Genomic DNA, 21,213 nt, shown 5'->3' on the forward strand with positions numbered 1-21,213 from the left:
CTTTCTGCAATGCATTGCCCGTTCTGCCGTCATCCGGACTCCCGCGTCATCGACTCCCGCACGAGCGATGACGGGCTGTCGATCCGCCGACGTCGTCAGTGCCCGGAGTGCGGCGGGCGGTTCACCACCACCGAGACCGCCAGCCTGAACGTGATCAAGCGAAGCGGCGTGATGGAGCCGTTCAGCCGTGAGAAGGTGATCGCCGGCGTGCGCAAGGCGTGCCAGGGACGACCGGTGACCGAGGCGGATCTGGCGATCCTCGCACAGCGGGTCGAGGAGGCGGTGCGTCAGACCGGTGTCTCACAGCTCGACACGAACGAGATCGGCCTGGCGATCCTGGGACCGCTGCGGGATCTGGATGAGGTCGCCTACCTCCGCTTCGCCAGCGTCTACCAGGCGTTCGACTCCCTGGAGGACTTCGAGGCGTCGATCGCCGAGCTGCGCGCCGATCACCACGCCACTCCCGAGCAACCCGCGCTCTGACCGGGGTCCGAGCGGCGGAACACGGTCCGGAGCGGCGGCCGCCGACCGGTAGCCTGGCAGGGATGTATGCGCTGCTCTTCCGCCTCGTCCTCGCGCGCTTCGATCCGGAGTTCGCACACCACGCCGGCATGGTCGTGGTGCGCATCCTCGGCGTGCCTCCGTTCTCCTGGCTCGCGCGCGCGTTGACGCGTCCCTCGCCGGAGGACGAGGTGAGGACGCTCGGCCTCACCTTCCCCACGCCGTTCGGCATCGCGGCAGGCTTCGACAAGAACGCGGTCGGCGTGCGCGGCCTGTCCGCCCTCGGCTTCGGGCACGTCGAGGTGGGCACCATCACCGCGATCCCGCAGTCGGGCAACCCCAAGCCGCGCCTGTTCCGGCTCATCCCGGACCGCGCCGTCGTCAACCGCATGGGATTCAACAACGCCGGTGCCGAGGCCGCCGAGAAGCGACTCTGGAAGCTGCGTCGCCGTCGCCCCGCGGCGGTGATCGGCGTCAACATCGGCAAGAGCCGCGTCGTGGCCGTCGAGGACGCGACCGCCGACTACGTCGCCTCGGCGGTGCGCCTCGCCCCGCTCGCCGACTATCTGGCGATCAACGTGTCATCCCCGAACACGCCAGGGCTGCGCGGACTGCAGGCCGTGGAGACCCTCGCACCCCTGCTGCGGGCCGTGAAGGCCGCCGCCGGCGCCACACCGCTGCTGGTCAAGATCGCCCCCGACCTGGCCGACGGCGAGGTCACTGCGATCGCCGAGCTGGCGGTCGCCGAGGGCCTGGACGGGCTGATCGCCACCAACACCACGATTTCGCGCGAGGGCCTGATCACCGATCCCGCGAAGGTGGCCGCGGCCGGCGAGGGCGGCCTCTCCGGCGCGCCGCTCAAGGAGCGCTCGCTCGCCGTGCTGAGCCTCGTGCGCGCCGCCGTCCCGGCCGACTTCTGCGTCATCTCGGTCGGCGGTGTCGAGACGGGCGCCGAGGTGCGGGAGCGCCTCGACGCCGGCGCCACGCTCGTACAGGGGTACACCGCGTTCCTGTACCGCGGACCGTTGTGGGCGCGGCAGATCCGCGCGGGCCTGCACGCGCACTGAGACTCCGCGCGGGCTGGCACGCGCGCGCAGACACGGGGCCTGAACGCCTCCCGCACGAAGAAGATCCCGGGCGCTTCGCGCGCACTAGGATCTTCTCGTTCGTCGGGGATGCGGGATCAGGCCGGGTACTCGCCGCGCTTGACCTGCGGCTTAGGCAGGCGCATGAAGCGCATCTGCAGGGAGCGCATGGCGGCGTACCACGCGAGGCCGCGCTCACGCTTGTCCTTGCCGAACTTCTCGGCGATCCGGCGGTTCACCCGGATCCCGAGGAAGACCATGTCGATGATGGCGATCGCGATGAAGCCCCAGAGTCCGATGAACGCCCAGTAGGCCACGAGGGTGTTCGGGATCAGCGACACGATGATCACGACGACCATGAGCGCCATGATCCACTCGCTGACGTGCCAGCCGGCGTCGACGTAGTCGCGCACCCAGCGGCGCTGCGGGCCGCGATCGCGGACGGGCAGATACTTCTCCTCGCCGTTCGCCATGCCGATGCGCTGGCGCTCCTGACGCTGCCGCATCTCCGCGCGCGCCTGCGCCTTGGCCTCCTTGGTGTCCGGCACCAGCGGACGGCGCCGCGCGGCTTCCTGCTCCGCGCGCGTCGGGGTACGGCGTCCCTTGCCGCTCGTCGCCTCGGCGGAGGAGTCGTCGGGTGCGGGGGTGGGAGTGCTGGGCACGAAGGCTCCTGGATGTCGGGGAAGGCGAAAACGGGTGTTCTCTAAGATTACCTGCATGACTTCTCCCTCCTCCTCGGTCACCGCACCCGGTGACGTCGAAGCCGCCGTCGCCGCCGCTGTCTCCACCGGGATCCCGGCCGCGCTGAGCGACCTCGGAGACCTCGTCCGCATCCCCGGCATCGCCTGGCCGGCTTTCGATCAGACCCAGCTCGTGCGCAGCGCGGCCGCGGTCGCCGAGCTCGCCGAGGCGACGGGCGTCTTCGACAGCGTGCGGGTTCTGCGCGCCGCGATCCCGGGGACCGACGAGGTCGGCCAGCCCGCCGTGCTCGCGCGCCGCGCGGCCCGCAACGGCAAGCCGACGATCCTGCTGTACGCGCACCACGACGTGCAGCCGCCGGGAGCCGAGGAGCTGTGGGAGACGCCGCCGTTCGAGCCGACGGTGCGCGACGGCCGGCTCTACGGGCGCGGTGCCGCCGACGACAAGGCCGGGATCATGGCGCACATCGCGTCGATCCGCGCGGTCGCGGAGGCGCTCGGCGACGACCTGGATCTGGGGATCGCGATGTTCATCGAGGGGGAGGAGGAGTACGGCTCCCGCTCCTTCGCACAGTTCCTCACCGACAACGAGGACGCCCTCCGCGCCGACGCGATCGTCGTCGCCGATTCGGGCAACTGGGACTCGTCGACGCCGGGACTCACCGTCTCGCTGCGCGGTGCGGTGCGCTTCACCCTGACCGTGCGCACCCTCGACCACGCCTCGCACTCGGGCATGTTCGGGGGAGCGGTGCCCGACGCCATGCTCGCCACGATCCGCCTGCTCGACACGCTCTGGGACGAGAACGGCTCGGTCGCGGTCGAGGGGCTCGCGGTGCGCGACGCGGAGACCCCGGAGTACAGCGAGGCCACGCTGCGCGAGGAGACCGGACTGCTCCCCGGCGTCTCGCCGATCGGGGACGGCACGATCCTCAGCCGCATCTGGAACAAGCCGTCCGTGACGGTCATCGGCATCGACGCGACCCCGGTCGCGGCCGCGTCCAACACGCTGGCCCCGGAGACCACCGTCGTGCTCAGCTGCCGCATCGCTCCGGGCCAGAGCGCCGAGGAGGCCTACGCGGCGCTCGAGGCGCACCTTCGGGCGCACGCGCCGTTCGGCGCCGAGCTGGCCTTCTCCGACCTGGACCTCGGCAACCCCTTCCTCGTCGACACCACCGGCTGGGCCGTGGGCCTGGCGCGCGGGGCGATGGCGGACGGCTACGGCAAGGAGCCCGTCGACCTCGGCGTGGGCGGATCCATCCCGTTCATCGCCGATCTCGTCGAGCGCTTCCCCGGGGCGGAGATCCTGGTCACCGGCGTCGAGGACCCGCACGCCCGTGCGCACAGCCCGAATGAGTCGCTGCATCTGGAGACGTTCCGGCACGCGGTGGCGACCGAGGCGCTGCTGCTGACGCGGATGAACGAGATCACGCTCTGACCCGCGGCATCGAGTGCGGTCGCCACGGCCGCGCTCGCTGCCCCCTGCGTCCGCGGCGGTAGAATCGAGGGACGGAAACCGTGCCGACGCACGGCCGATCCAAGGAGCGACATGAGCGACATCACCCTCACCCCCGAGACCACCACCGCCCACGGTGTGAAGCTCACCGACGCCGCTGCGGCCAAGGTGAAGAGCCTGCTGGAGCAGGAGGGCCGCGACGACCTTCGCCTGCGCGTCGCTGTGCAGCCCGGCGGCTGCTCCGGCCTGATCTACCAGCTCTACTTCGACGAGCGCTATCTCGAAGGCGACGCCACCGTCGATTTCGACGGCGTCGAGGTGATCGTCGACAACATGAGCGTGCCGTATCTCGACGGCGCCTCGATCGACTTCAAGGACACCATCTCGGAGCAGGGATTCACCATCGACAACCCCAACGCGCAGGGCTCCTGCGCCTGCGGCGACAGCTTCCACTGACCCGCGGAATCACCCTCTCCCACCCCTGCGCCATCCACGCCGAACCTGCGTGGATGGCGTGAATCGGGTGTGAGGTTGCCCTAGACTGAGGTAGCCCACGTCCGTGATCTGAAAGGTGCATCGTGCCCTCGAAACGCCGCCTTCGTTGGGCCGCACTCCCCTTGGGAGTCGCGGCAGCCGTGGCCCTCTCGGGATGTACCCCGCTCATGGAGCGCGGTTTCCTGCCCGGCTTCGATGACGGCTCGCACGCGACGAATCAGACCGAGCGTGTCACCTCCCTCTGGGTCAACTCGTGGATCGTGCTCCTCGCCGTCGGCCTCATCACATGGGGCCTCATGGGCTGGGCTGCGATCGCGTACCGCCGTCGCAAGGGCCAGACCGGCCTCCCGGTGCAACTGCGCTACAACATGCCGATCGAGATCTTCTACACGATCGTGCCGCTGATCCTCATCTTCGGGATGTTCGCCTTCACGGCGCGCGACCAGACGATCATCGAGACCCAGTACGACAAGCCCGATGTGTCGATCACCGCGATCGGCAAGCAGTGGGCCTGGGACTTCCAGTACGACGGTACCGAGAAGGACAACTCGGACGCCGTGTGGACCATGGGAGTCCAGGCTCAGCCCGACAAGGCCGGCAACGTCGACCAGTCCGCCCTCCCGACGCTGTACCTGCCGGTGAACAAGAAGGTGCACATCACGCTGCAGTCGCGTGACGTGATCCACTCCTTCTGGATCATCGATTTCCTCTACAAGAAGGACATGTACATCGGCAAGGACAACTCCTGGTCCTTCACGCCGACCCGCGAGGGCACCTACCAGGGCAAGTGCGCCGAGCTCTGCGGCGAGTACCACTCGATGATGCTCTTCAACGTGAAGGTCGTCAGCGACGCGGAGTACCAGGCCTACCTGACCAAGCTGAAGGACGAGGGCAACACGGGCGACATCACCGACGCCTATGACCGCCTCACCAACTTCCCCGGCACCGGGAAGCCCACGACCGACTCGGAAGCGAAGTAAGCAGAATGACGAGCACTCTTCCCGACACGTCTGAGGTCGGCGCGCGTCCGACGACGATCCCGCCGCGCCAGGCGGCGCTGCTCAGCTCGACCCGCGTCGAGCAGAAGGGCAACATCGTCGTCAAGTGGATCACCTCCACCGATCACAAGACGATCGGGTACATGTACCTGATCGCCTCGGTGCTGTTCTTCCTCCTCGGCGGCGTGATGGCCCTCATCATCCGCGCCGAGCTGTTCGCCCCGGGCATGCAGGTCATCCCGACGAAGGAGCAGTACAACCAGCTGTTCACGATGCACGGCACGATCATGCTGCTGATGTTCGCGACTCCGCTCTTCGCGGGCTTCGCGAACGCGGTGCTGCCGCTGCAGATCGGCGCTCCGGACGTCGCGTTCCCGCGTCTGAACGCCTTCGCGTTCTGGCTCTTCCTGTTCGGCTCCACCATCGCGGTCGCCGGCTTCCTCACCCCGCAGGGCGCCGCCTCGTTCGGCTGGTTCGCGTACCAGCCGCTCGCTAGCGCGTCCTTCACTCCGGGTGCAGGCGGCAACCTCTGGATGCTCGGCCTCGGCATGTCCGGTTTCGGCACGATCCTCGGTGCGGTGAACTTCATCACCACCGTCATTACCATGCGCGCCCCCGGCATGACCATGTGGCGCATGCCGATCTTCTCGTGGAACACGCTCATCACGAGCCTGCTGATCCTGATGGCCTTCCCGGTGCTCGCCGCGGCCATGCTCGCCGCAGCAGCAGACCGCGTGCTCGGCGCGCACATCTACGATCCGGCCAACGGCGGCGTGCTCCTCTGGCAGCACCTGTTCTGGTTCTTCGGTCACCCCGAGGTGTACATCATCGCGCTGCCGTTCTTCGGCATCGTCTCGGAGATCTTCCCGGTGTTCAGCCGCAAGCCGATCTTCGGATACAAGACCCTCGTCTACGCGACGATCGCGATCGCGGCCCTGTCCGTCGCCGTGTGGGCGCACCACATGTACGTCACCGGCGGTGTGCTGCTGCCGTTCTTCGCGCTCATGACGATGCTCATCGCCGTCCCCACTGGTGTGAAGATCTTCAACTGGATCGGCACCCTGTGGCGCGGATCGGTGACCTTCGAGACGCCCATGGTGTTCGCGCTCGGCTTCCTGGTGTCGTTCGTCTTCGGCGGTCTGACCGGCGTCATCCTGGCCTCCCCGCCGCTGGACTTCTTCCTGTCCGACTCGTACTTCGTGGTGGCGCACTTCCACTACGTCGTGTTCGGCACCGTGGTGTTCGCCATGTTCGCGGGCTTCTACTTCTGGTGGCCGAAGTGGACCGGACGGATGCTCAATGAGCGCCTCGGCTACGTGCACTTCTGGATGCTGTTCATCGGCTTCCACATGACGTTCCTCATCCAGCACTGGCTGGGCGTCGACGGCATGCCGCGTCGTTACGCCGACTACTCGGCCTACGACAACTGGACGTGGGAGAACCAGGTGTCCTCGATCGGTGCCATCATCCTCGGCGCCTCGATGCTGCCCTTCTTCCTGAACGTGTGGCTGACCGCGCGCAAGGCGCCGAAGGTGACCGTGAACGACCCGTGGGGCTACGGAGCTTCGCTCGAGTGGGCGACCTCCTGCCCGCCGCCGCGTCACAACTTCACGTCGATCCCGCGGATCCGCAGTGAGCGCCCGGCGTTCGACCTCAACCACCCGGAGGCCGCGGAGCACCCGATTGCCGTGACCGTCGATGGAAAGGCCCACTGACCCATGCGCGACAACATCGTCCTCTGGTGGATCCTGACCGGGTTCTTCGCCCTCATGGGCGTGACGTACACGATCTGGAACCTCCTCGCTCACGCCGGCGAGCCGCCCGTGAAGGCGATCGAGTGGGTCGGCACCGTCGCCCTGTTCTTCTCGGCCTTCATGGCCGCGATGATCGCGTTCTACCTCGACCGCACGCACAAGGCGCAGGGCGGGACGCTTCCGGAAGACATCCTGACGAGCGACATCGATGACGGCGACCCCGAGCTCGGCGAGTTCAGCCCCTGGTCCTGGTGGCCCATCGTGCTGGCCGGAGCCGCTGCCGTGGGCATGATCGCCCTGGCGGTGGGAGTGTTCCTCTTCCCGATCGCGCTGGCCATCTTCGTCGTGGCGATCGTCGGCTGGGTCTACGAGTACTACCGCGGTCACTTCGCCCGCTGAGCGGAGTTCCGCGAGAGAAGGCCCTGGAGCGCTGCTCCAGGGCCTTCTTCGACTCTGCGACGTTCCGGCCTGCCGTCGGCGAGTGGGCGGCGTCGCGCGTTCCCCATGGCGTACTCTGAGGGCACTCAGGTGCGGCCCGTGCACGGTCACCCCTGCGCGAGGAGGAGAACGATGGGCGTGGTTTTCCCTGAGGGAGTCATCTCGATCACGACGGCGGATGGTGACGCGGTGATCCTGCGGATCTGCGACCTGTGCGGCGCGGCTGTCGCGGAGGCCGAGGGCACCGACCTCGCATTCCACAAGCGCTGGCATCGGATGACCGGGTCCGGCGACTGGATCGATCCCGTGACAGGTCGTCGCAACGGTCGCGGGAGCCCTTTCTCCTCGACCGATACCTCTGCGTGAGGCAGCGCCGCGGCGTCAGGCGCGCGATCGGATCCGAGGGATGCCGGTGAGCGGATCGATGGGACGCCGGTGCACGCCATCGGCGTCCTCGACGGGATATCCTTCGCGCACCCAGTACTCGAAGCCGCCGATCATGAGCCGCACGTCGTAGCCGAGCTTGGCGAACTCGAGGGCGCCCTTGTCGCCGGCGTTGCAGCCGGGGCTCCAGCAGTACACGACGACCGGTGTCTCCAGGGGGATCTCCTGCGGCGCCCGCGTCGCGATCTCGCTGTAGTGCATGTGGATCGCGTCGACGATGCGCCCCTGCGCCCACGCCTCGGCGCTGCGGACGTCGACGACGGCGATCCGCTCGCCGGCCTTGCGCGCAGCGTGCACGTCGCTGGCGTCGGTCTCGAAGGCGAGCTTGGCGGCGAAGTGCTCGGTAGCGGAGGTCATGATGCCAGGCTACCGCGCGACGCGAGGGGGTACGACGAAGGCCCCGTCGTATGACGGGGCCTTCGAGCGGATTCGGGGGAGTGGCGAGGTGCTACTCGCCCTTCTTCGGCAGCGACTCCGGCGCGAGCGCGGAGCTCGGCGTGTTCGGGGTCTCGCTGACATGGGCGGTGTCGACAGGGGCGATCTGGTCCTCGCTCACACCCGCGCGGGTGTGCGACGCCACGATCTCCTCGTGCGCGGCCTCATCCGTGTCATGCAGCACGTGGCGCTGGTGCGCATCGGCGGCGACGATCTCTGCCTGGGTGAGCGGGGAGAGGCGGTCCTCGAAGAACCAGCGCGACAGGGACGAGCGCAGGTTCTCCGTCCACGGGATGCGGCCCTTGGCGTTGGGACGCACGACCAGCGGCTCGTACACCTCGGTGTCGATGAGCTTCCAGCGGTCGTACACGTCCACCGGCTTGTGCACCTCGATGTACTCGCCTCCGGGGAGGCGGACGATGCGGCCGGACTCGTAGCCGTGCAGGACGATCTCGCGGTCCTTCTTCTGCAGGGCGATGCAGATCCGCTTCGTGACGAAGTAGCCGAGCACCGGGCCGAGGAAGAGCGTCACCTGGAGCGTGTGGATGACACCCTCCATCGTGAGCGAGAAGTGCGTCGCGATGAGGTCGGACGATGCCGCTGCCCACAGCGTGGCGTAGAAGATCACGCCGGCGACGCCGATCGCGGTGCGGGTCGCCGAGGTGCGCGGGCGCTGAGCGATGTGGTGCTCGCGCTTGTCTCCGGTGATCCACGCCTCGATGAACGGGTACACCGCGACGAGCACGATGAACAGGCCCAGGACCAGCACAGGGATGATGATCCCGAACGACCAGGTGTGGTCGAGGAAGACCACGTCGAGGTTCGACGGAGCCAGACGCAGCGCGCCGTCCGCGAAGCCGATGTACCAGTCGGGCTGCGTACCCGCCGACACGGGGGAGGGGTCGTACGGTCCGTAGTTCCAGATCGGGTTGATCTGGAACAGCGAGGCGATGAGGACCACCACGCCGAAGGTGATGAACAGGAAGCCGCCCATCTTCGACATGTAGATCGGCATCATCGGGTAGCCGACGACGTTGTCCTCCTCGCGGCCGGGGCCGGCGAACTGGGTGTGCTTGTTGATGACCATGAGCATCAGGTGCAGCACCACCAGGCCGATGACCAGCAGCGGCAGGATGAGGATGTGCAGCGTGTACAGGCGCCCCACGATCTGGTCGCCCGGGAACTCGCCGCCGAAGAGCATGAACGAGGTCCAGGTGCCGATCAGGGGGAGGCCCTTGATCATGCCGTCGATGATGCGCAGACCGTTGCCCGAGAGCAGGTCGTCGGGGAGCGAGTAGCCGGTGAAGCCCTCCGCCATGGCCAGGATGAAGAGGACGAATCCGATGACCCAATTCAGCTCGCGCGGCTTGCGGAACGCGCCGGTGAAGAACACCCGGAGCATGTGCACGCCGATGCCGGCCACGAACGTCAGCGCCGCCCAGTGGTGGATCTGACGGACGAGCAGGCCGCCGCGGATGTCGAAGGAGATCCGCAGGGTGGAGTCGAGGGCCGCGGACATCTCCACGCCGCGCATCGGGGGGTAGGCACCGGTGTAGTGCGTCGGAACCATCGATGCCTGGAAGAAGAACGTGAGGAACGTGCCGGAGAGCAGCACGACCACGAAGCTCCACAGCGCGATCTCGCCGAGCATGAACGACCAGTGATCCGGGAAGATCTTCCGGCCGAGCTCCTTGACGAAGCCGGAGAGGCTCGTCCGCTCATCGATGTAGTTGGAGAGGCCGCCGACGAATCGGCCGCCCAGAGGCGCCTCCGAGGGCTTCTCCGAGGACTTCGGCTCGGTAACAGTTGCGGTGCTCAATGACGCTCCCAGAAGCTCGGACCGACGGGTTCGTGGAAATCGCTCTGCGCGATGAGGTAGCCCTCATCGTCGACCGTGATCGGCAGCTGCGGCAGCGGGCGGGCGGCCGGGCCGAAGATGACCTTGGCGTGCTCCGTGACGTCGAACTGCGACTGGTGGCACGGGCAGAGCAGGTGGTGGGTCTGCTGCTCGTAGAGCGCGACCGGGCAGCCGACGTGGGTGCAGACCTTGGAGTACGCGACGATGCCGTCGTACGACCAGCTCTTGCGCTCCTCGCTCTCGATGAGCTGCTCGGGGAGCAGGCGCATGAGCAGGACGATGGCCTTGGCCTTCTGCTCGAGGTAGCCCTCCTCGTGCCCCAGCTTGCTGAGCTCCTCCGGGATCACGTGAACGGCGGAGCCGATGGTGATGTCCGCGGCGCGGATCGGAGTGCCGTCGGGGTCGTGCGCCAGGCGCATGCCCTTCTTCCACATGGTGTGCTGGAGCAGCTTGACCGGCTGACCGGCGATGGGGTCCTCGGGGGTGTCCTGCGGGGCGAGCCCGCGGAACAGCGCGAGTCCGGGGACCACAGAGGCCACGACGGCGGCGATGAGGGAGTTGCGGATCATCACGCGACGACCGAACCCGGACTCCTCGTTCGCGTCGGCGAACGCCTTGATGGCGGCCTCGCGGGTCGAGTCCCGGCCGCGGGTGGGGTGGCGGTACTCGACGTGCTCGTGGTCGGCCATGACAGCCTTCGACCAGTGGATGCCACCGAGGCCGAGGGCGAGCAGGGCGAGGGCGATGCCGAGGCCGATGAACAGGTTGTTGTATCGCACATCGACGAGCGAGCCGCTCTCGATCGGGAAGAGCATGTAGGCGGCGACCGCCCAGATGCTGCCCGCGAGGGAGAGGTAGAAGAGCGTGTAGACCGTGCGGACCGCGGCCTTCATGGCCTTCGGGTCCTGATCGGTGATGCGCTCGCGGTGCGGGGGCAGCCCCGGGTTCTGCGCGGGGTCGCTGACGTCGACGCTCAGCCCGGCCGGTGCCTGATAGGTCCGGTCAAGAGCGTGCGGGTCGTCGTGTGCCATGGTTCTCCTCGTACGTTCTTCGATATGCCGGCGTCAGTTGGACTTCGCCGTGATCCACACGGTGATGGCGACGAGTGCGCCGATGCCGAAGATCCAGATGAACAGGCCCTCCGAGACGGGGCCGAGGGATCCGAGATCCATACCGCCCACCTGCGTCGCCTTCTGCTGGAAGAGCAGCGCGGAGATGATGTCGCGCTTGTCCTCGGGCGTCAGGTTCATGTTGCCGAAGACCGGCATGTTCTGAGGACCGGTGACCATGGCCGCATACATGTGCAGGGCGCTGGTCTTCATCAGGCCGGGGGCGTACTTGCCCTCGGTCAGGGCGCCACCGGCGCCGGCGACGTTGTGGCACATCGCGCAGTTGATCCGGAAGAGCTCGGCGCCGTGCGCCACGTCGCCCTTGCCGTCGAGGATCTTCTCCTCGGGGTAGGTCGGGCCGGGAGCCACCGACTGCACCCACGCCGCGACGTTCTTGATCTGCTCCTCGGTGAATTGAGGGTGCTTCTGCGGGGCCTGCGGACCCTGCATCTGCAGCGGCATGCGGCCCGTGGACATCTGGAACTCCACGGCCAGCTCGCCGACGCCGTAGAGGCTCGGGCCGGTCGAGGTGCCCTGCAGGTTCATGCCGTGGCACGTCGCGCAGTTCGCCTGGAACAGCTTCTGGCCGTCCTCGGTCGAGACCTCGGCGGTGACGGACGCCGGCTGGGTGGCGGCGAACGCCGCGCTCGCACCCGCGTACACGCCGCCGGTGATCATCAGGCCTGCGCCGATCAGTGCGGCCGCGGCCAGGGGGCTGCGACGGCCGGTACGGCGCTTCTTCTCACGTGCCATGTCGGGAATCCGCTCCGCTTCTTACTTGAGGAAATAGATGACGAAGAACAGCACGATCCAGACGACGTCGACGAAGTGCCAGTAGTAGGACACCACGATCGCGGTCGTCGCCTCCTTGTGCGTGAAGTTCTTGACGGCGAAGGCGCGGCCGAGGGTCAGCAGGAACGCGACCAGGCCGCCGGTGACGTGCAGCGCGTGGAAGCCGGTGGTGATGTAGAACGCCGACGCGTACGAGTCGGCCGAGATCGGCATGCCCTCCGCGACGAGCTGCGAGTACTCCCACACCTGGCCGGACACGAAGAACGCGCCCATGATGAAGGTCAGCCAGAACCACGGGACCATGCCCCAGCGCTTGCGGCCCTTGTCGTTCACGGCGGTGTACGGCTGCATGCGCTCCGCGGCGAACACGCCCATCTGGCAGGTGAACGAGGACGCCACCAGGACCAGGGTGTTGATCGCGGCGAACGGCACGTTCAGGTGCTCGGTGCGCGCGGCCCAGAGCTCCGGAGAGGTGCTGCGCAGGGTGAAGTAGATCGCGAAGAGTCCCGCGAAGAACATCACCTCACTGCCGAGCCAGACAATGGTTCCCACAGCCACCGGGTTGGGGCGCTTGATCGTTCTCGCCGCCGGGGCATACGTCGCTGAGGTCGTCACCCGTCCATTATGGCCGATCCGCGACGGCGATTGTCGCACCGGCCACGGCGGTTCAGCTCGTCTCAGGCTCGGTGCGACCTCGGAACCCGCCGCGAATCCCCTGAGAGCCGCGGGGTTGCGCGGCAGGGACCGCACCTGGGTGCGGCGGTCACGACTGCATCACATCGATAGGATCGCTGGCATGGCGGAAGCTCTGACCTGGCCCGATGTCCTCTCCACCCTGCTCGCCGGACGCGATCTGAGCGTCTACGAGTCCACGTGGGCGATGCGTCAGGTGATGCGCGGCCAGGCGACGGACGCCCAGCTGGCCGGGTTCCTCGTCGGCCTGCGCGCGAAGGGCGAGACCATCGACGAGGTCGTCGGATTCCGCGACGCGATCCTCGAAGCCGCGGTGCCGCTGCCCGTCTCCACGGACGTGCTCGACATCGTCGGGACCGGCGGCGACCGGGTCGGCACGGTGAACGTGTCGACGACCGCCGCGATCATCATCGGCGCGACCGGGGTCCCCGTCGTCAAGCACGGCAACCGCGCGGCGAGCTCCTCGTCAGGCTCCTCGGACGTGCTCGGCGCGCTGGGGCTGCAGCTGACGCTGGATCCGCAGGCCGTCGCGGAGATCCTCGACCGCACGGGCATCACGTTCGCCTGGGCGGGCGCGTTCCACCCCGGCTTCAAGAACGCAGCCGCGGTCCGGGGCGAGCTCGGCGTGCCGACGGTGTTCAACATGCTCGGGCCCCTCTGCAATCCCGCGCGCGCCGAGGCGAACGCCGTCGGCGTCGCCCAGCTCGACCGCGTGCCCCTCATCACGGGCGTGTTCCGCACCCGGGGCGCCACGGCGCTCGTGTTCCGCGGGGACGACGGGCTCGACGAGCTGACCACCACCGGTCACAGCCGCATCTGGGAGGTCACCCGCGGCGACATCCACGAGCACGATCTGGATCCGCGCGACCTCGGCATCCCGCTCGCGGACCTCGGCGACCTCATCGGCGGCTCGCCCGAGCACAACGCCGGAGTGCTGCGGCGCACGCTCGAGGGCGAGCGGGGAGCGGTGCGCGACATCGTGCTGCTCAACGCGGCGGCGGGCATCGTCGCCTACGAGCTCTCGCACGATGCGGCGCAGGCTCAGGTGCCGATCGTGCAGCGCCTGCGCGAGGCGCTCGCGCGCGCCGAGGCCGTCGTGGACGACGGCAGCGCCCTGGCGAAGCTGGATGCCTGGGTGGCGGCGTCCCGGGAGCTCGCGGCGAGCTGAGGTCGGAGGCCGGCATGGACCCGCAGGAGGCGCTGCTCGAGATCGCGCGGCTGCTCGAGCGCGAGCGCGCGTCGAGGTATCGGGCCAAGGCGTTCCGCACGGCGGCAGCCGCGTACGAGGGCCTTCCGGAGGACGCGCAGAGGGATCTGGGGCGCATCCAGCAGGCGAAGGGGATCGGCGCCTCGACGTTCGAGGTGATCCGACAGGCGCTGGCGGGTGAGACGCCGTCGTATCTGGTCGAGCTCCGTGGCGAGGTCGAGCCCGAGATCGTGTCCGAGCTGCGTCCGCGGCTGCGCGGCGATCTGCACGCCCACACGGAGTGGTCGGACGGGACGACCCCGATCGCGGCGATGGCGGATGCGGCGCGCGCCCTGGGGCACGAGTACCTCGCCATCACCGACCACTCGCCGCGGCTGCGGGTCGCGCGCGGGCTGAGCCCGGAGCGGCTGCGCACCCAGATCCCCGAGGTGCGCGCGCTCAGCGGGGACGGACTGACGCTGCTCGCGGGGATCGAGGTGGACATCCTCGAAGACGGGCGCCTCGATCAGGAGGACGAACTGCTCGCGGAGCTCGATGTGGTGGTCGCCTCCGTGCATTCGAAGCTGAGCATGGAGCCGGGGCCGATGACGAAGCGCATGATCAGGGCCGTCTCGGATCCGCGTGTGAGCGTGCTCGGTCACGTGACCGGACGGCTGGTGCAGGGGGAGCGGGGCACGCGGCCTCCGTCGAGGTTCGACGCGCGCGCGGTGTTCGACGCCTGCGCCGAGCACGCCGTCGCGGTCGAGATCAATTCCCGGCCGGAGCGCCAGGATCCGCCCGACGAGCTCATCGCGGTCGCGCTCGAGGCGGGTTGCCTCTTCTCGATCGACTCAGACGCGCACGCGCCGGGACAGCTGTCGCTGCTGGACCACGGGGCGCTGCGTGCGGAGCGGGCCGGCGTGCCGGCCGAGCGGATCGTCACGACCTGGGGCCTGGAGCGGCTGCGGCGCTGGGCGGGCTGACCCGCCGCTGCCGTCGCACCGGAGCGGCGCGCTCGACGGCTGCAGCCACCGGGGCTGCTCAGGCCGTGCGGCTCAGCGCCTCGAGGGCGCGGGCCATGGAGGTGCCGAGGTTCCAGCGCTCGGAGACGGCCACCGCCGTGGCCGTCTCCGCGGCGTCGAGAGGGCGCAGGCGCTGCTCGGGGACGGCGATGGGCAGGGCCGTCGCGACGCGCACCACCGTCGGTGCCACATCGAGGTAGTCGGACGCCGCGAGGATCTTGTTCGCGACGCCGCCCGACATGCCGGTGGCCGTCGCGGCGGCGGCGCGGATCGCGGGGAGGTCGCCGTGCACCGCGAGCAGGTTCGCGGCCGTCTTCTCACCCACACCGGCGACGCCCGGCAGGCCGTCCGATGCATCACCGCGCATGGTCGCGAAGTCGGCGTACTGGCTCGGCAGCACGCCGTACTTGGCGACGACCGTCTCGTCGGTGACGGTCTCGAGGTTGCTCATCCCGCGCGCCGTGTAGATGACGCGGACGCCGCGGCTGTCATCGACGAGCTGGAAGAGGTCGCGGTCGCCGGTGACGATGTCGACCGGCATCTCGGCGATGGTGGCGAGCGTGCCGATCACGTCGTCGGCCTCGTGCTCGGCGACGCCGATGATCGGGATCCGCAGCGCACCGAGCGCCTCGCGGATGATCGGGATCTGCTCCTCGAGCGGATCCGGGACCTCCTCGATGTCCGCCCCGCCCGGCACGACCTCGACGACGCGGTGCGCCTTGTAGCTGGGGATGAGGTCGACGCGCCACTGGGGGCGCCAGTCGTCGTCCCAGCACGCCACGAGATGCGTCGGGCGATACGCGCCGACGAGCTTCGCGATCATGTCGAGCAGGCCGCGGGCCGCGTTCACCGAGGTGCCGTCCGGCGCCTTCACGGTGTCGGGCACTCCGTAGAACGCGCGGAAGTACAGGCTGGCGGTGTCGAGCAGGAGCAGCTTCGGCGCGGCGTCGGTCATGCCCTCAGTCTGCCAGGCGGGAGCGGCGCGGCAGGCGAGCAGGGCCGCAGGGCGGCGTCCGCAGCGGGAACATCGGACGGGGCGCCGATGTTGCAGTCAGGGTGCTGCCGGCATCGGGAGCGCCCGCATCACCGTGCAATGCATCACCGTGCAGTGCGGTTTCCGGCGCTCTCGGCGACCTGATAGCATGAAGTGTCACCCGTGGGGGCTCCCTCGCGCGTGCGTGACGAACAACACACATCCATTTCGCCGCGATGCGATCCTGTGCTCCGCGAGGAGCGCGCGTCGCGGCCCGAGTATCCATCAACAAGGACAACCCACTACATGACTACCGCAACGGCCGCCCCGGCCACCAAGCAGGTCGCGATCAACGACATCGGATCTGCCGAGGACTTCCTGGCTGCGGTCGAGAAGACCCTGAAGTTCTTCAACGACGGCGACATCATCGAGGGCACGATCGTCAAGATCGACCGCGACGAGGTGCTGCTCGACGTCGGCTACAAGACCGAGGGCGTCATCCCCTCGCGCGAGCTGAGCATCAAGCACGACGTCGACCCCAACGAGGTCGTCTCCGTCGGCGACCAGGTCGAGGCCCTCGTTCTCCAGAAGGAGGACAAGGAAGGCCGTCTGATCCTGTCCAAGAAGCGCGCCCAGTACGAGCGCGCCTGGGGCGACGTGGAGAAGATCAAGGAGAACGACGGCGTCGTCACCGGTCAGGTCATCGAGGTCGTCAAGGGTGGACTCATCGTCGACATCGGCCTCCGCGGCTTCCTGCCGGCCTCGCTCATCGAGCTGCGCCGCGTCCGCGACCTCACGCCGTACCTCGGCCAGGAGCTCGAGGCCAAGATCCTCGAGCTCGACAAGAACCGCAACAACGTGGTCCTCTCGCGCCGCGCCCTGCTCGAGCAGACGCAGTCCGAGTCGCGCACCACGTTCCTCAACAACCTGCACAAGGGCCAGGTCCGCAAGGGCGTCGTGTCCTCGATCGTCAACTTCGGTGCGTTCGTCGACCTCGGCGGCGTGGACGGCCTCGTGCACGTCTCCGAGCTGTCTTGGAAGCACATCGAGCACGCCTCCGAGGTCGTCGAGGTGGGCCAGGAGGTCACCGTCGAGATCCTCGAGGTCGACCTCGACCGCGAGCGCGTCTCCCTGTCGCTGAAGGCGACGCAGGAGGACCCGTGGCAGGTCTTCGCCCGCACCCACGCCATCGGCCAGGTCACCCCGGGCAAGGTCACCAAGCTCGTTCCGTTCGGTGCGTTCGTGCGTGTCGCGGACGGCATCGAGGGCCTCGTGCACATCTCCGAGCTGTCGAGCAAGCACGTCGAGCTGGCCGAGCAGGTCGTCTCGGTGGGCGAGGAGGTCTTCGTCAAGGTCATCGACATCGACCTCGAGCGTCGCCGCATCTCGCTCTCGCTGAAGCAGGCCAACGAGTCGGTCGACCCGTACGGCACCGAGTTCGACCCGGCCCTGTACGGCATGCTCGCCGAGTACGACGAGAACGGCGAGTACAAGTACCCGGAGGGCTTCGACGCCGAGACCGGTGCGTGGAAGGAAGGCTTCGACGCCCAGCGCGAGGCATGGGAGCAGGAGTACGCGGCTGCCCAGGCACGCTGGGAGGCGCACAAGGCTCAGGTGCTCAAGGCCGCCGAGGCCGAGGCCGCCGCGGGCGACGACTTCGCGGGTGCGCAGTCGTTCTCGAGCGACTCCGCCGGTGCCGGCACGCTGGCCGACGACGAGGCTCTCGCCGCTCTGCGCGAGAAGCTCTCGGGCGGCAACGCGTAAGTAGCGCTTCACAGAACGGGCCGTCACCTCGCCTTCGGGCGGGTGGCGGCCCGTTCCGCGTCTGCGCCGCCCTGGCGCGCCGGCCGGGGCCGCGGACGTGTGCGGACATGTGAGGATGGGGGCATGGATCCGCTCCGCCTGCGTCCCCGTCCCGGCAGGCGCGCACGGATCCCGGTGCGGTGAGCTTCAGCGGCCACGTGCCCGGTTCCGCGGAGTACCGGCGGCTCATCCTCGGCCTGTTCTTCGCCGGGGTCGCGACGTTCGCGCAGCTGTATGCGCCGCAGGCCGTGCTGCCCCTGCTGGCCCGCGACCTGGCGGTCTCTCCGGCGATGGCGGCTCTGAGCGTCTCGGCGGCGACGCTCGGCCTCGCGGCCTCGGTCATCGGCTGGTCGGTGGTCGCCGACCGCGTCGGACGGGTGCCGGCGATGGCTGTCGGCGTGATCGCGGCGACCGTCCTGGGGTTGCTCGCCCCGTTCGCCGGCGGCGTCGTCCCGCTGCTCGCGCTCCGGGGAGCGGAGGGTGTGGCACTCGGCGCGGTCCCCGCCGTGGCGCTCGCGTACCTCGCCGAGGAGGTGGGGCCGCGCCACGCCGCTGCGGCGGCCGGCAGCTACATCGCCGGGACGACGGTCGGCGGGCTCGCCGGCCGGATCGTGGCGGGGCTCGTGGCCGAGGGTGCGGGCTGGCGCGCCGGCATGTGGACAGCGACCGCGCTCTGCGCCGTGGCGGCGGCGCTGTTCCTGTGGCTCGCACCGCGGTCGCACGGCTTCGTGCCGCTGCGCGCTCGAGGCAGGCAGGGCGCCGGCGTCCTGGCGCGTCTGCTCGGACTGCTGCGGTCGCCTCGCCAGCTCGCGCTCTACGCGCAGGCGTTCCTCTTGATGGGCGCCTTCGTCGCGGTCTACAACTACCTGGGCTTCCACCTCGCCGCACCGCCGTTCGCCCTGCCGACGTGGCTGGTGACGCTGCTGTTCCTCGCGTATCTCGCGGGCACCGTGTCGTCGCCGTGGGCGGGGGTGCTCGCCTCCCGCGCCGGGCGGTATCCGGTGCTGCTGGCGGCGATCGCCGTGATGGCCGCGGGTGCGCTGCTCCTGCTGACGGCTGACACCATCGCCGTGCTCGCGGGCCTGCTGCTGTTCACGGCGGGCTTCTTCGGGGCGCACGCCGTCGCGTCGGGGTGGACGCCGGTCGCGTCCGAGCCGGAGAGCAGGGCCCAGGCCTCATCGCTCTACTACTTCGCGTACTACGCCGGCTCCAGCCTGTTCGGGTGGGCGCTGGGGGTGGTCTTCGGCGTCGGGGGCTGGACCTGGTTCGCACTGATCGTGGTCGGGATGTGCGCCCTGGCCGCGCTGGCGGCCGGGATCGCGCTGCGCGCAGCGGATCCGTCCCGCGCCTGAGGCCGGGAGCCGTGTCGGCCGGCGCGGGCACCCTCACGGTACATGCAAGACTGACACCATGCCCCTCATCGCACTGACCGGCGGAATCGCGTCGGGCAAATCCACGATCGCGGCCCGGCTCGCCGAGCACGGCGCCGTCATCATCGACGCGGACAGGATCGTGCGGGACGTGCAAGCGGCCGGCTCGCCCGTGCTCGATCGCATCGCCGCGGAGTTCGGGCCCGAGGTGCTCCGCCCCGACGGGGAGCTGGATCGTGCCGCTCTCGCCGGGCGGGTTTTCGGCGATCCCGAGGCGCTCGGCCGGCTGAACGCGATCGTGCACCCTGCGGTCAAGGCCGAGTCCCAGCGTCGCTTCGTGGCTGCGCTCGATGCAGACCCGACGGCCGTGGTCGTCTACGACGTCCCGCTGCTGGTGGAGGCGAGAGTGGACGACCCCTGGGATCTCGTCGTGGTGGCGGACGCCCCCGTCGCCGTCCGGGAAGAGCGGCTGGTGCGGGAGCGCGGCCTGGACCGGGAGGAGGCGCGCAAGCGCATCGCCTCCCAGGTGCCCGATGAGCAGCGCCGCGCCATCGCCGACGTGGTCATCGACACCTCCGGGAGCCTCGACGACACCCTCAGGCAGACGGACGACCTCTGGCGGCGGCTGCGGTCCGGGGGAGCGCGATGACCGGTCTGCTGGCCGCGTACGACGCACAGCTGCGCGGGGTGGCCGAGCTACGGGGTGCGCGGGACGTGCGCGAGATCGGCCCGGTTGCGGTGGGCGTGTTCCCCGGCGGTGAGGGCTTCGCGAGTTACCGCGATCTCGCCGGTCTCGGCGAGCGGCGGGTCCGCTCGCTCGTGAATCAGGTGCGGGCGCATTTCGCGGCGATCCCGGACGTGCGCACCGCGGAGTGGAAGACCCGCGGGCACGACATCGCGCCGGGACTCGAGGCCGCGCTGCGCGACGCGGGGTTCGAGCCGGAGGAGAGGGAGTCCGTGATGCTCGGCGACGCCGCGCTCCTGGCGTCCGACGTGCCGTTGCCCGACGGCGTCGTGCTGCGTGAGATCCGAGACGCGCAGGACATCCGGGCGATGGAGCGGATGCAGGCCGCGGTGTTCGGCCACGACGACGGCGACGCCAGAGCCGAGCACACGATCGCGCGTCTGGCGGCGGGCGAGGACGTGCTGCTCTGGGTGGCCGAGGCGGAAGGGCGCGTGATCAGCGCAGGGCGCCTGGAACCCGTCGCGGGCACGGAGTTCGCGGGGATCTGGGGCGGTGCCACTGTTCCGCAGTGGCGAGGGCGCGGCGTCTACCGCGCGCTCACCGCAAAGCGTGCTCAGGCTGCACTGGCCCGGGGGCTGCGCTATCTGCACTCCGACTCGACGGAGTTCTCCCGGCCGATCCTGGAGCGCGCGGGCATGCTGCGGGCCACCACGACCACGCCGTACGTCTGGACCGCGAAGGCCTAGTCCCCGGCCGACGCTGCCCGCCGGCGTCGGGCGCGCCGACGCACCAGCGCGACCACGGCGAGGATCAGTCCGAGCAGGAGCGCCCCGGCGACGATCGGCACCACGATCGCCGTCGCAGCGAGCACGAACGAGGCCACGTCCTCGGCGGTGCTCAAGGCCGGCGCTGCCATTCCGGCGGTCGCCGTGTTCGCGGCGACCCGGCCGGTCGCCTTGACGACGTGAACGGCCAACGCGATCAGGATCCCCGCCGCGATGGGGATCCAGGTGTGCGTCGAGAAGAAGGTCCCCGGATCGTCGACGGCGACCGTCCGGGCGCTCGCACCCGCGCCGAACGCGATGCCCCCGGCGGCCGGCCGCACCACGCTGTGCACGATGTCGTTCAGCGAATCGAGAGCGGGGATCTTGTCGGCGACGATCTCCAGCACCAGCAGGATGCCGATGACCCAGAGCGCGAGGTCGCTGCTCAGCCAGGTCCATCCCGCGAGGAGGGCGACGGCCGGCAGCAGCCGGGCGGCGAGGCCGAGCAGGAACAGCGGGATCCACGCGTTCAGCCCCGCGGCGGCGGCGAGGCTGGATCCGATCACGAACTCGATCACGGCACCACTGTAGGGCGCCGGAGGAGGAGGCCGGCCTCGGTCGTCCGCGCCCAGCGGGATCCGAGCCCGATGTCCGTGC

Annotated in this window: 21 protein-coding genes; 13 read left to right on the forward strand and 8 right to left on the reverse strand. The window is 69.4% G+C overall.

Annotation, left to right across the window (positions count from 1 at the left end; all coding sequences use genetic code 11):
- Positions 1-9 precede the first annotated feature (9 nt).
- Positions 10-483 carry a transcriptional regulator NrdR gene (gene nrdR, locus AERO9AM_RS08135; RefSeq protein WP_159575686.1) on the forward strand — a complete coding sequence of 158 codons (474 nt, stop codon included), beginning with the start codon at positions 10-12 and terminating at the stop codon, positions 481-483.
- Between the two features lie 62 nt (positions 484-545).
- Complete coding sequence (locus AERO9AM_RS08140; protein WP_159575687.1) at positions 546-1,568, forward strand: quinone-dependent dihydroorotate dehydrogenase; 1,023 nt, start codon at positions 546-548, stop codon at positions 1,566-1,568.
- Between the two features lie 116 nt (positions 1,569-1,684).
- Here AERO9AM_RS08140 and AERO9AM_RS08145 read toward each other — a convergent pair whose 3' ends face one another.
- The gene (locus tag AERO9AM_RS08145; protein ID WP_236602539.1) at positions 1,685-2,248 is read right to left on the reverse strand and encodes a DUF3043 domain-containing protein; all 564 of its coding nucleotides are present in this window, start codon (positions 2,246-2,248) and stop codon (positions 1,685-1,687) included.
- Between the two features lie 55 nt (positions 2,249-2,303).
- Between AERO9AM_RS08145 and AERO9AM_RS08150 the strand changes: the two genes are divergently transcribed.
- The 5 genes from AERO9AM_RS08150 to AERO9AM_RS08170 all read left to right on the forward strand — a co-directional run bounded on the left by AERO9AM_RS08150 (position 2,304) and on the right by AERO9AM_RS08170 (position 7,383).
- A complete protein-coding gene (locus tag AERO9AM_RS08150) occupies positions 2,304-3,719 on the forward strand; it encodes a dipeptidase (RefSeq protein ID WP_159575689.1) in 1,416 nt (471 codons plus the stop codon).
- 111 nt (positions 3,720-3,830) lie between these two features.
- Complete coding sequence (gene erpA, locus AERO9AM_RS08155) at positions 3,831-4,193, forward strand: iron-sulfur cluster insertion protein ErpA (RefSeq protein ID WP_159575690.1); 363 nt, start codon at positions 3,831-3,833, stop codon at positions 4,191-4,193.
- Between the two features lie 122 nt (positions 4,194-4,315).
- Positions 4,316-5,212, forward strand: coding sequence for an aa3-type cytochrome oxidase subunit II (gene ctaC, locus AERO9AM_RS08160; protein ID WP_159575691.1), 897 nt, complete (start codon positions 4,316-4,318; stop codon positions 5,210-5,212).
- A gap of 5 nt (positions 5,213-5,217) precedes the next feature.
- Positions 5,218-6,945, forward strand: coding sequence for an aa3-type cytochrome oxidase subunit I (gene ctaD, locus AERO9AM_RS08165; protein ID WP_159575692.1), 1,728 nt, complete (start codon positions 5,218-5,220; stop codon positions 6,943-6,945).
- Positions 6,946-6,948: 3 nt separating this feature from the next.
- A complete protein-coding gene (locus tag AERO9AM_RS08170; protein WP_159575693.1) occupies positions 6,949-7,383 on the forward strand; it encodes a cytochrome c oxidase subunit 4 in 435 nt (144 codons plus the stop codon).
- Between the two features lie 420 nt (positions 7,384-7,803).
- On the opposite strand, the gene AERO9AM_RS08175 is transcribed toward AERO9AM_RS08170, so the two are convergent.
- The 5 genes from AERO9AM_RS08175 to ctaE all read right to left on the reverse strand — a co-directional run bounded on the left by AERO9AM_RS08175 (position 7,804) and on the right by ctaE (position 12,675).
- On the reverse strand, positions 7,804-8,223 hold the full coding sequence (locus tag AERO9AM_RS08175) for a rhodanese-like domain-containing protein (protein WP_159575694.1): 420 nt from the start codon (positions 8,221-8,223) through the stop codon (positions 7,804-7,806).
- Positions 8,224-8,314: 91 nt separating this feature from the next.
- A complete protein-coding gene (gene qcrB, locus AERO9AM_RS08180; RefSeq protein ID WP_159575695.1) occupies positions 8,315-10,120 on the reverse strand; it encodes a cytochrome bc1 complex cytochrome b subunit in 1,806 nt (601 codons plus the stop codon).
- Entirely contained in the window at positions 10,117-11,190 is a 1,074-nt protein-coding gene (gene qcrA / locus AERO9AM_RS08185; protein ID WP_159575696.1) for a cytochrome bc1 complex Rieske iron-sulfur subunit, read from the reverse strand. The genes qcrB and qcrA overlap by 4 nt, the downstream gene beginning before the upstream one ends.
- A gap of 33 nt (positions 11,191-11,223) precedes the next feature.
- The gene (qcrC, locus tag AERO9AM_RS08190; protein WP_159575697.1) at positions 11,224-12,021 is read right to left on the reverse strand and encodes a cytochrome bc1 complex diheme cytochrome c subunit; all 798 of its coding nucleotides are present in this window, start codon (positions 12,019-12,021) and stop codon (positions 11,224-11,226) included.
- Positions 12,022-12,042: 21 nt separating this feature from the next.
- Entirely contained in the window at positions 12,043-12,675 is a 633-nt protein-coding gene (gene ctaE, locus AERO9AM_RS08195) for an aa3-type cytochrome oxidase subunit III (protein ID WP_268892352.1), read from the reverse strand.
- Between the two features lie 181 nt (positions 12,676-12,856).
- On the opposite strand from ctaE, the gene trpD reads away from it, so the two are divergent.
- Positions 12,857-13,921 (forward strand): anthranilate phosphoribosyltransferase, encoded by a 1,065-nt coding sequence (gene trpD, locus AERO9AM_RS08200; protein WP_159575698.1) that lies wholly within the window; start codon positions 12,857-12,859, stop codon positions 13,919-13,921.
- A 14-nt stretch (positions 13,922-13,935) separates the two neighbouring features.
- Complete coding sequence (locus tag AERO9AM_RS08205; protein WP_159575699.1) at positions 13,936-14,922, forward strand: PHP domain-containing protein; 987 nt, start codon at positions 13,936-13,938, stop codon at positions 14,920-14,922.
- 58 nt (positions 14,923-14,980) lie between these two features.
- Here AERO9AM_RS08205 and AERO9AM_RS08210 read toward each other — a convergent pair whose 3' ends face one another.
- Complete coding sequence (locus tag AERO9AM_RS08210; RefSeq protein WP_159575700.1) at positions 14,981-15,916, reverse strand: 5'-3' exonuclease; 936 nt, start codon at positions 15,914-15,916, stop codon at positions 14,981-14,983.
- A gap of 324 nt (positions 15,917-16,240) precedes the next feature.
- On the opposite strand from AERO9AM_RS08210, the gene rpsA reads away from it, so the two are divergent.
- From rpsA to AERO9AM_RS08230, 4 genes are all read left to right on the forward strand, one after another.
- Entirely contained in the window at positions 16,241-17,698 is a 1,458-nt protein-coding gene (gene rpsA, locus AERO9AM_RS08215) for a 30S ribosomal protein S1 (protein ID WP_159575701.1), read from the forward strand.
- Between the two features lie 179 nt (positions 17,699-17,877).
- Positions 17,878-19,089 (forward strand): MFS transporter, encoded by a 1,212-nt coding sequence (locus AERO9AM_RS08220; RefSeq protein ID WP_159575702.1) that lies wholly within the window; start codon positions 17,878-17,880, stop codon positions 19,087-19,089.
- Positions 19,090-19,147: 58 nt separating this feature from the next.
- Complete coding sequence (coaE, locus tag AERO9AM_RS08225) at positions 19,148-19,756, forward strand: dephospho-CoA kinase (protein WP_159575703.1); 609 nt, start codon at positions 19,148-19,150, stop codon at positions 19,754-19,756.
- Entirely contained in the window at positions 19,753-20,538 is a 786-nt protein-coding gene (locus AERO9AM_RS08230; RefSeq protein ID WP_159575704.1) for a GNAT family N-acetyltransferase, read from the forward strand. Before coaE ends, AERO9AM_RS08230 begins: the two co-directional genes overlap by 4 nt.
- Here AERO9AM_RS08230 and AERO9AM_RS08235 read toward each other — a convergent pair.
- Positions 20,535-21,134: a DUF4126 domain-containing protein gene (locus AERO9AM_RS08235; protein ID WP_159575705.1), complete on the reverse strand. Its 600-nt coding sequence runs from the start codon at positions 21,132-21,134 to the stop codon at positions 20,535-20,537. The genes AERO9AM_RS08230 and AERO9AM_RS08235 overlap by 4 nt on opposite strands.
- Positions 21,135-21,213 lie beyond the last annotated feature (79 nt).

The organism is Microbacterium sp. 8M (assembly GCF_902506375.1).
Lineage (GTDB): Bacteria > Actinomycetota > Actinomycetes > Actinomycetales > Microbacteriaceae > Microbacterium.

Excerpts from the sequence above, each read along its gene's own strand:
- rpsA (WP_159575701.1), top strand. The coding sequence starts at position 16,241 with ATGACTACCGCAACGGCCGCCCCGGCCACCAAGCAGGTCGCGATCAAC.
- trpD (WP_159575698.1), top strand. The coding sequence starts at position 12,857 with ATGGCGGAAGCTCTGACCTGGCCCGATGTCCTCTCCACCCTGCTCGCC.
- AERO9AM_RS08175 (WP_159575694.1), bottom strand. The coding sequence starts at position 8,223 with ATGACCTCCGCTACCGAGCACTTCGCCGCCAAGCTCGCCTTCGAGACC.
- AERO9AM_RS08150 (WP_159575689.1), top strand. The coding sequence starts at position 2,304 with ATGACTTCTCCCTCCTCCTCGGTCACCGCACCCGGTGACGTCGAAGCC.
- nrdR (WP_159575686.1), top strand. The coding sequence starts at position 10 with ATGCATTGCCCGTTCTGCCGTCATCCGGACTCCCGCGTCATCGACTCC.
- erpA (WP_159575690.1), top strand. The coding sequence starts at position 3,831 with ATGAGCGACATCACCCTCACCCCCGAGACCACCACCGCCCACGGTGTG.
- AERO9AM_RS08210 (WP_159575700.1), bottom strand. The coding sequence starts at position 15,916 with ATGACCGACGCCGCGCCGAAGCTGCTCCTGCTCGACACCGCCAGCCTG.
- AERO9AM_RS08170 (WP_159575693.1), top strand. The coding sequence starts at position 6,949 with ATGCGCGACAACATCGTCCTCTGGTGGATCCTGACCGGGTTCTTCGCC.
- AERO9AM_RS08140 (WP_159575687.1), top strand. The coding sequence starts at position 546 with ATGTATGCGCTGCTCTTCCGCCTCGTCCTCGCGCGCTTCGATCCGGAG.
- AERO9AM_RS08230 (WP_159575704.1), top strand. The coding sequence starts at position 19,753 with ATGACCGGTCTGCTGGCCGCGTACGACGCACAGCTGCGCGGGGTGGCC.
- qcrA (WP_159575696.1), bottom strand. The coding sequence starts at position 11,190 with ATGGCACACGACGACCCGCACGCTCTTGACCGGACCTATCAGGCACCG.
- qcrC (WP_159575697.1), bottom strand. The coding sequence starts at position 12,021 with ATGGCACGTGAGAAGAAGCGCCGTACCGGCCGTCGCAGCCCCCTGGCC.
- ctaD (WP_159575692.1), top strand. The coding sequence starts at position 5,218 with ATGACGAGCACTCTTCCCGACACGTCTGAGGTCGGCGCGCGTCCGACG.
- AERO9AM_RS08205 (WP_159575699.1), top strand. The coding sequence starts at position 13,936 with ATGGACCCGCAGGAGGCGCTGCTCGAGATCGCGCGGCTGCTCGAGCGC.
- coaE (WP_159575703.1), top strand. The coding sequence starts at position 19,148 with ATGCCCCTCATCGCACTGACCGGCGGAATCGCGTCGGGCAAATCCACG.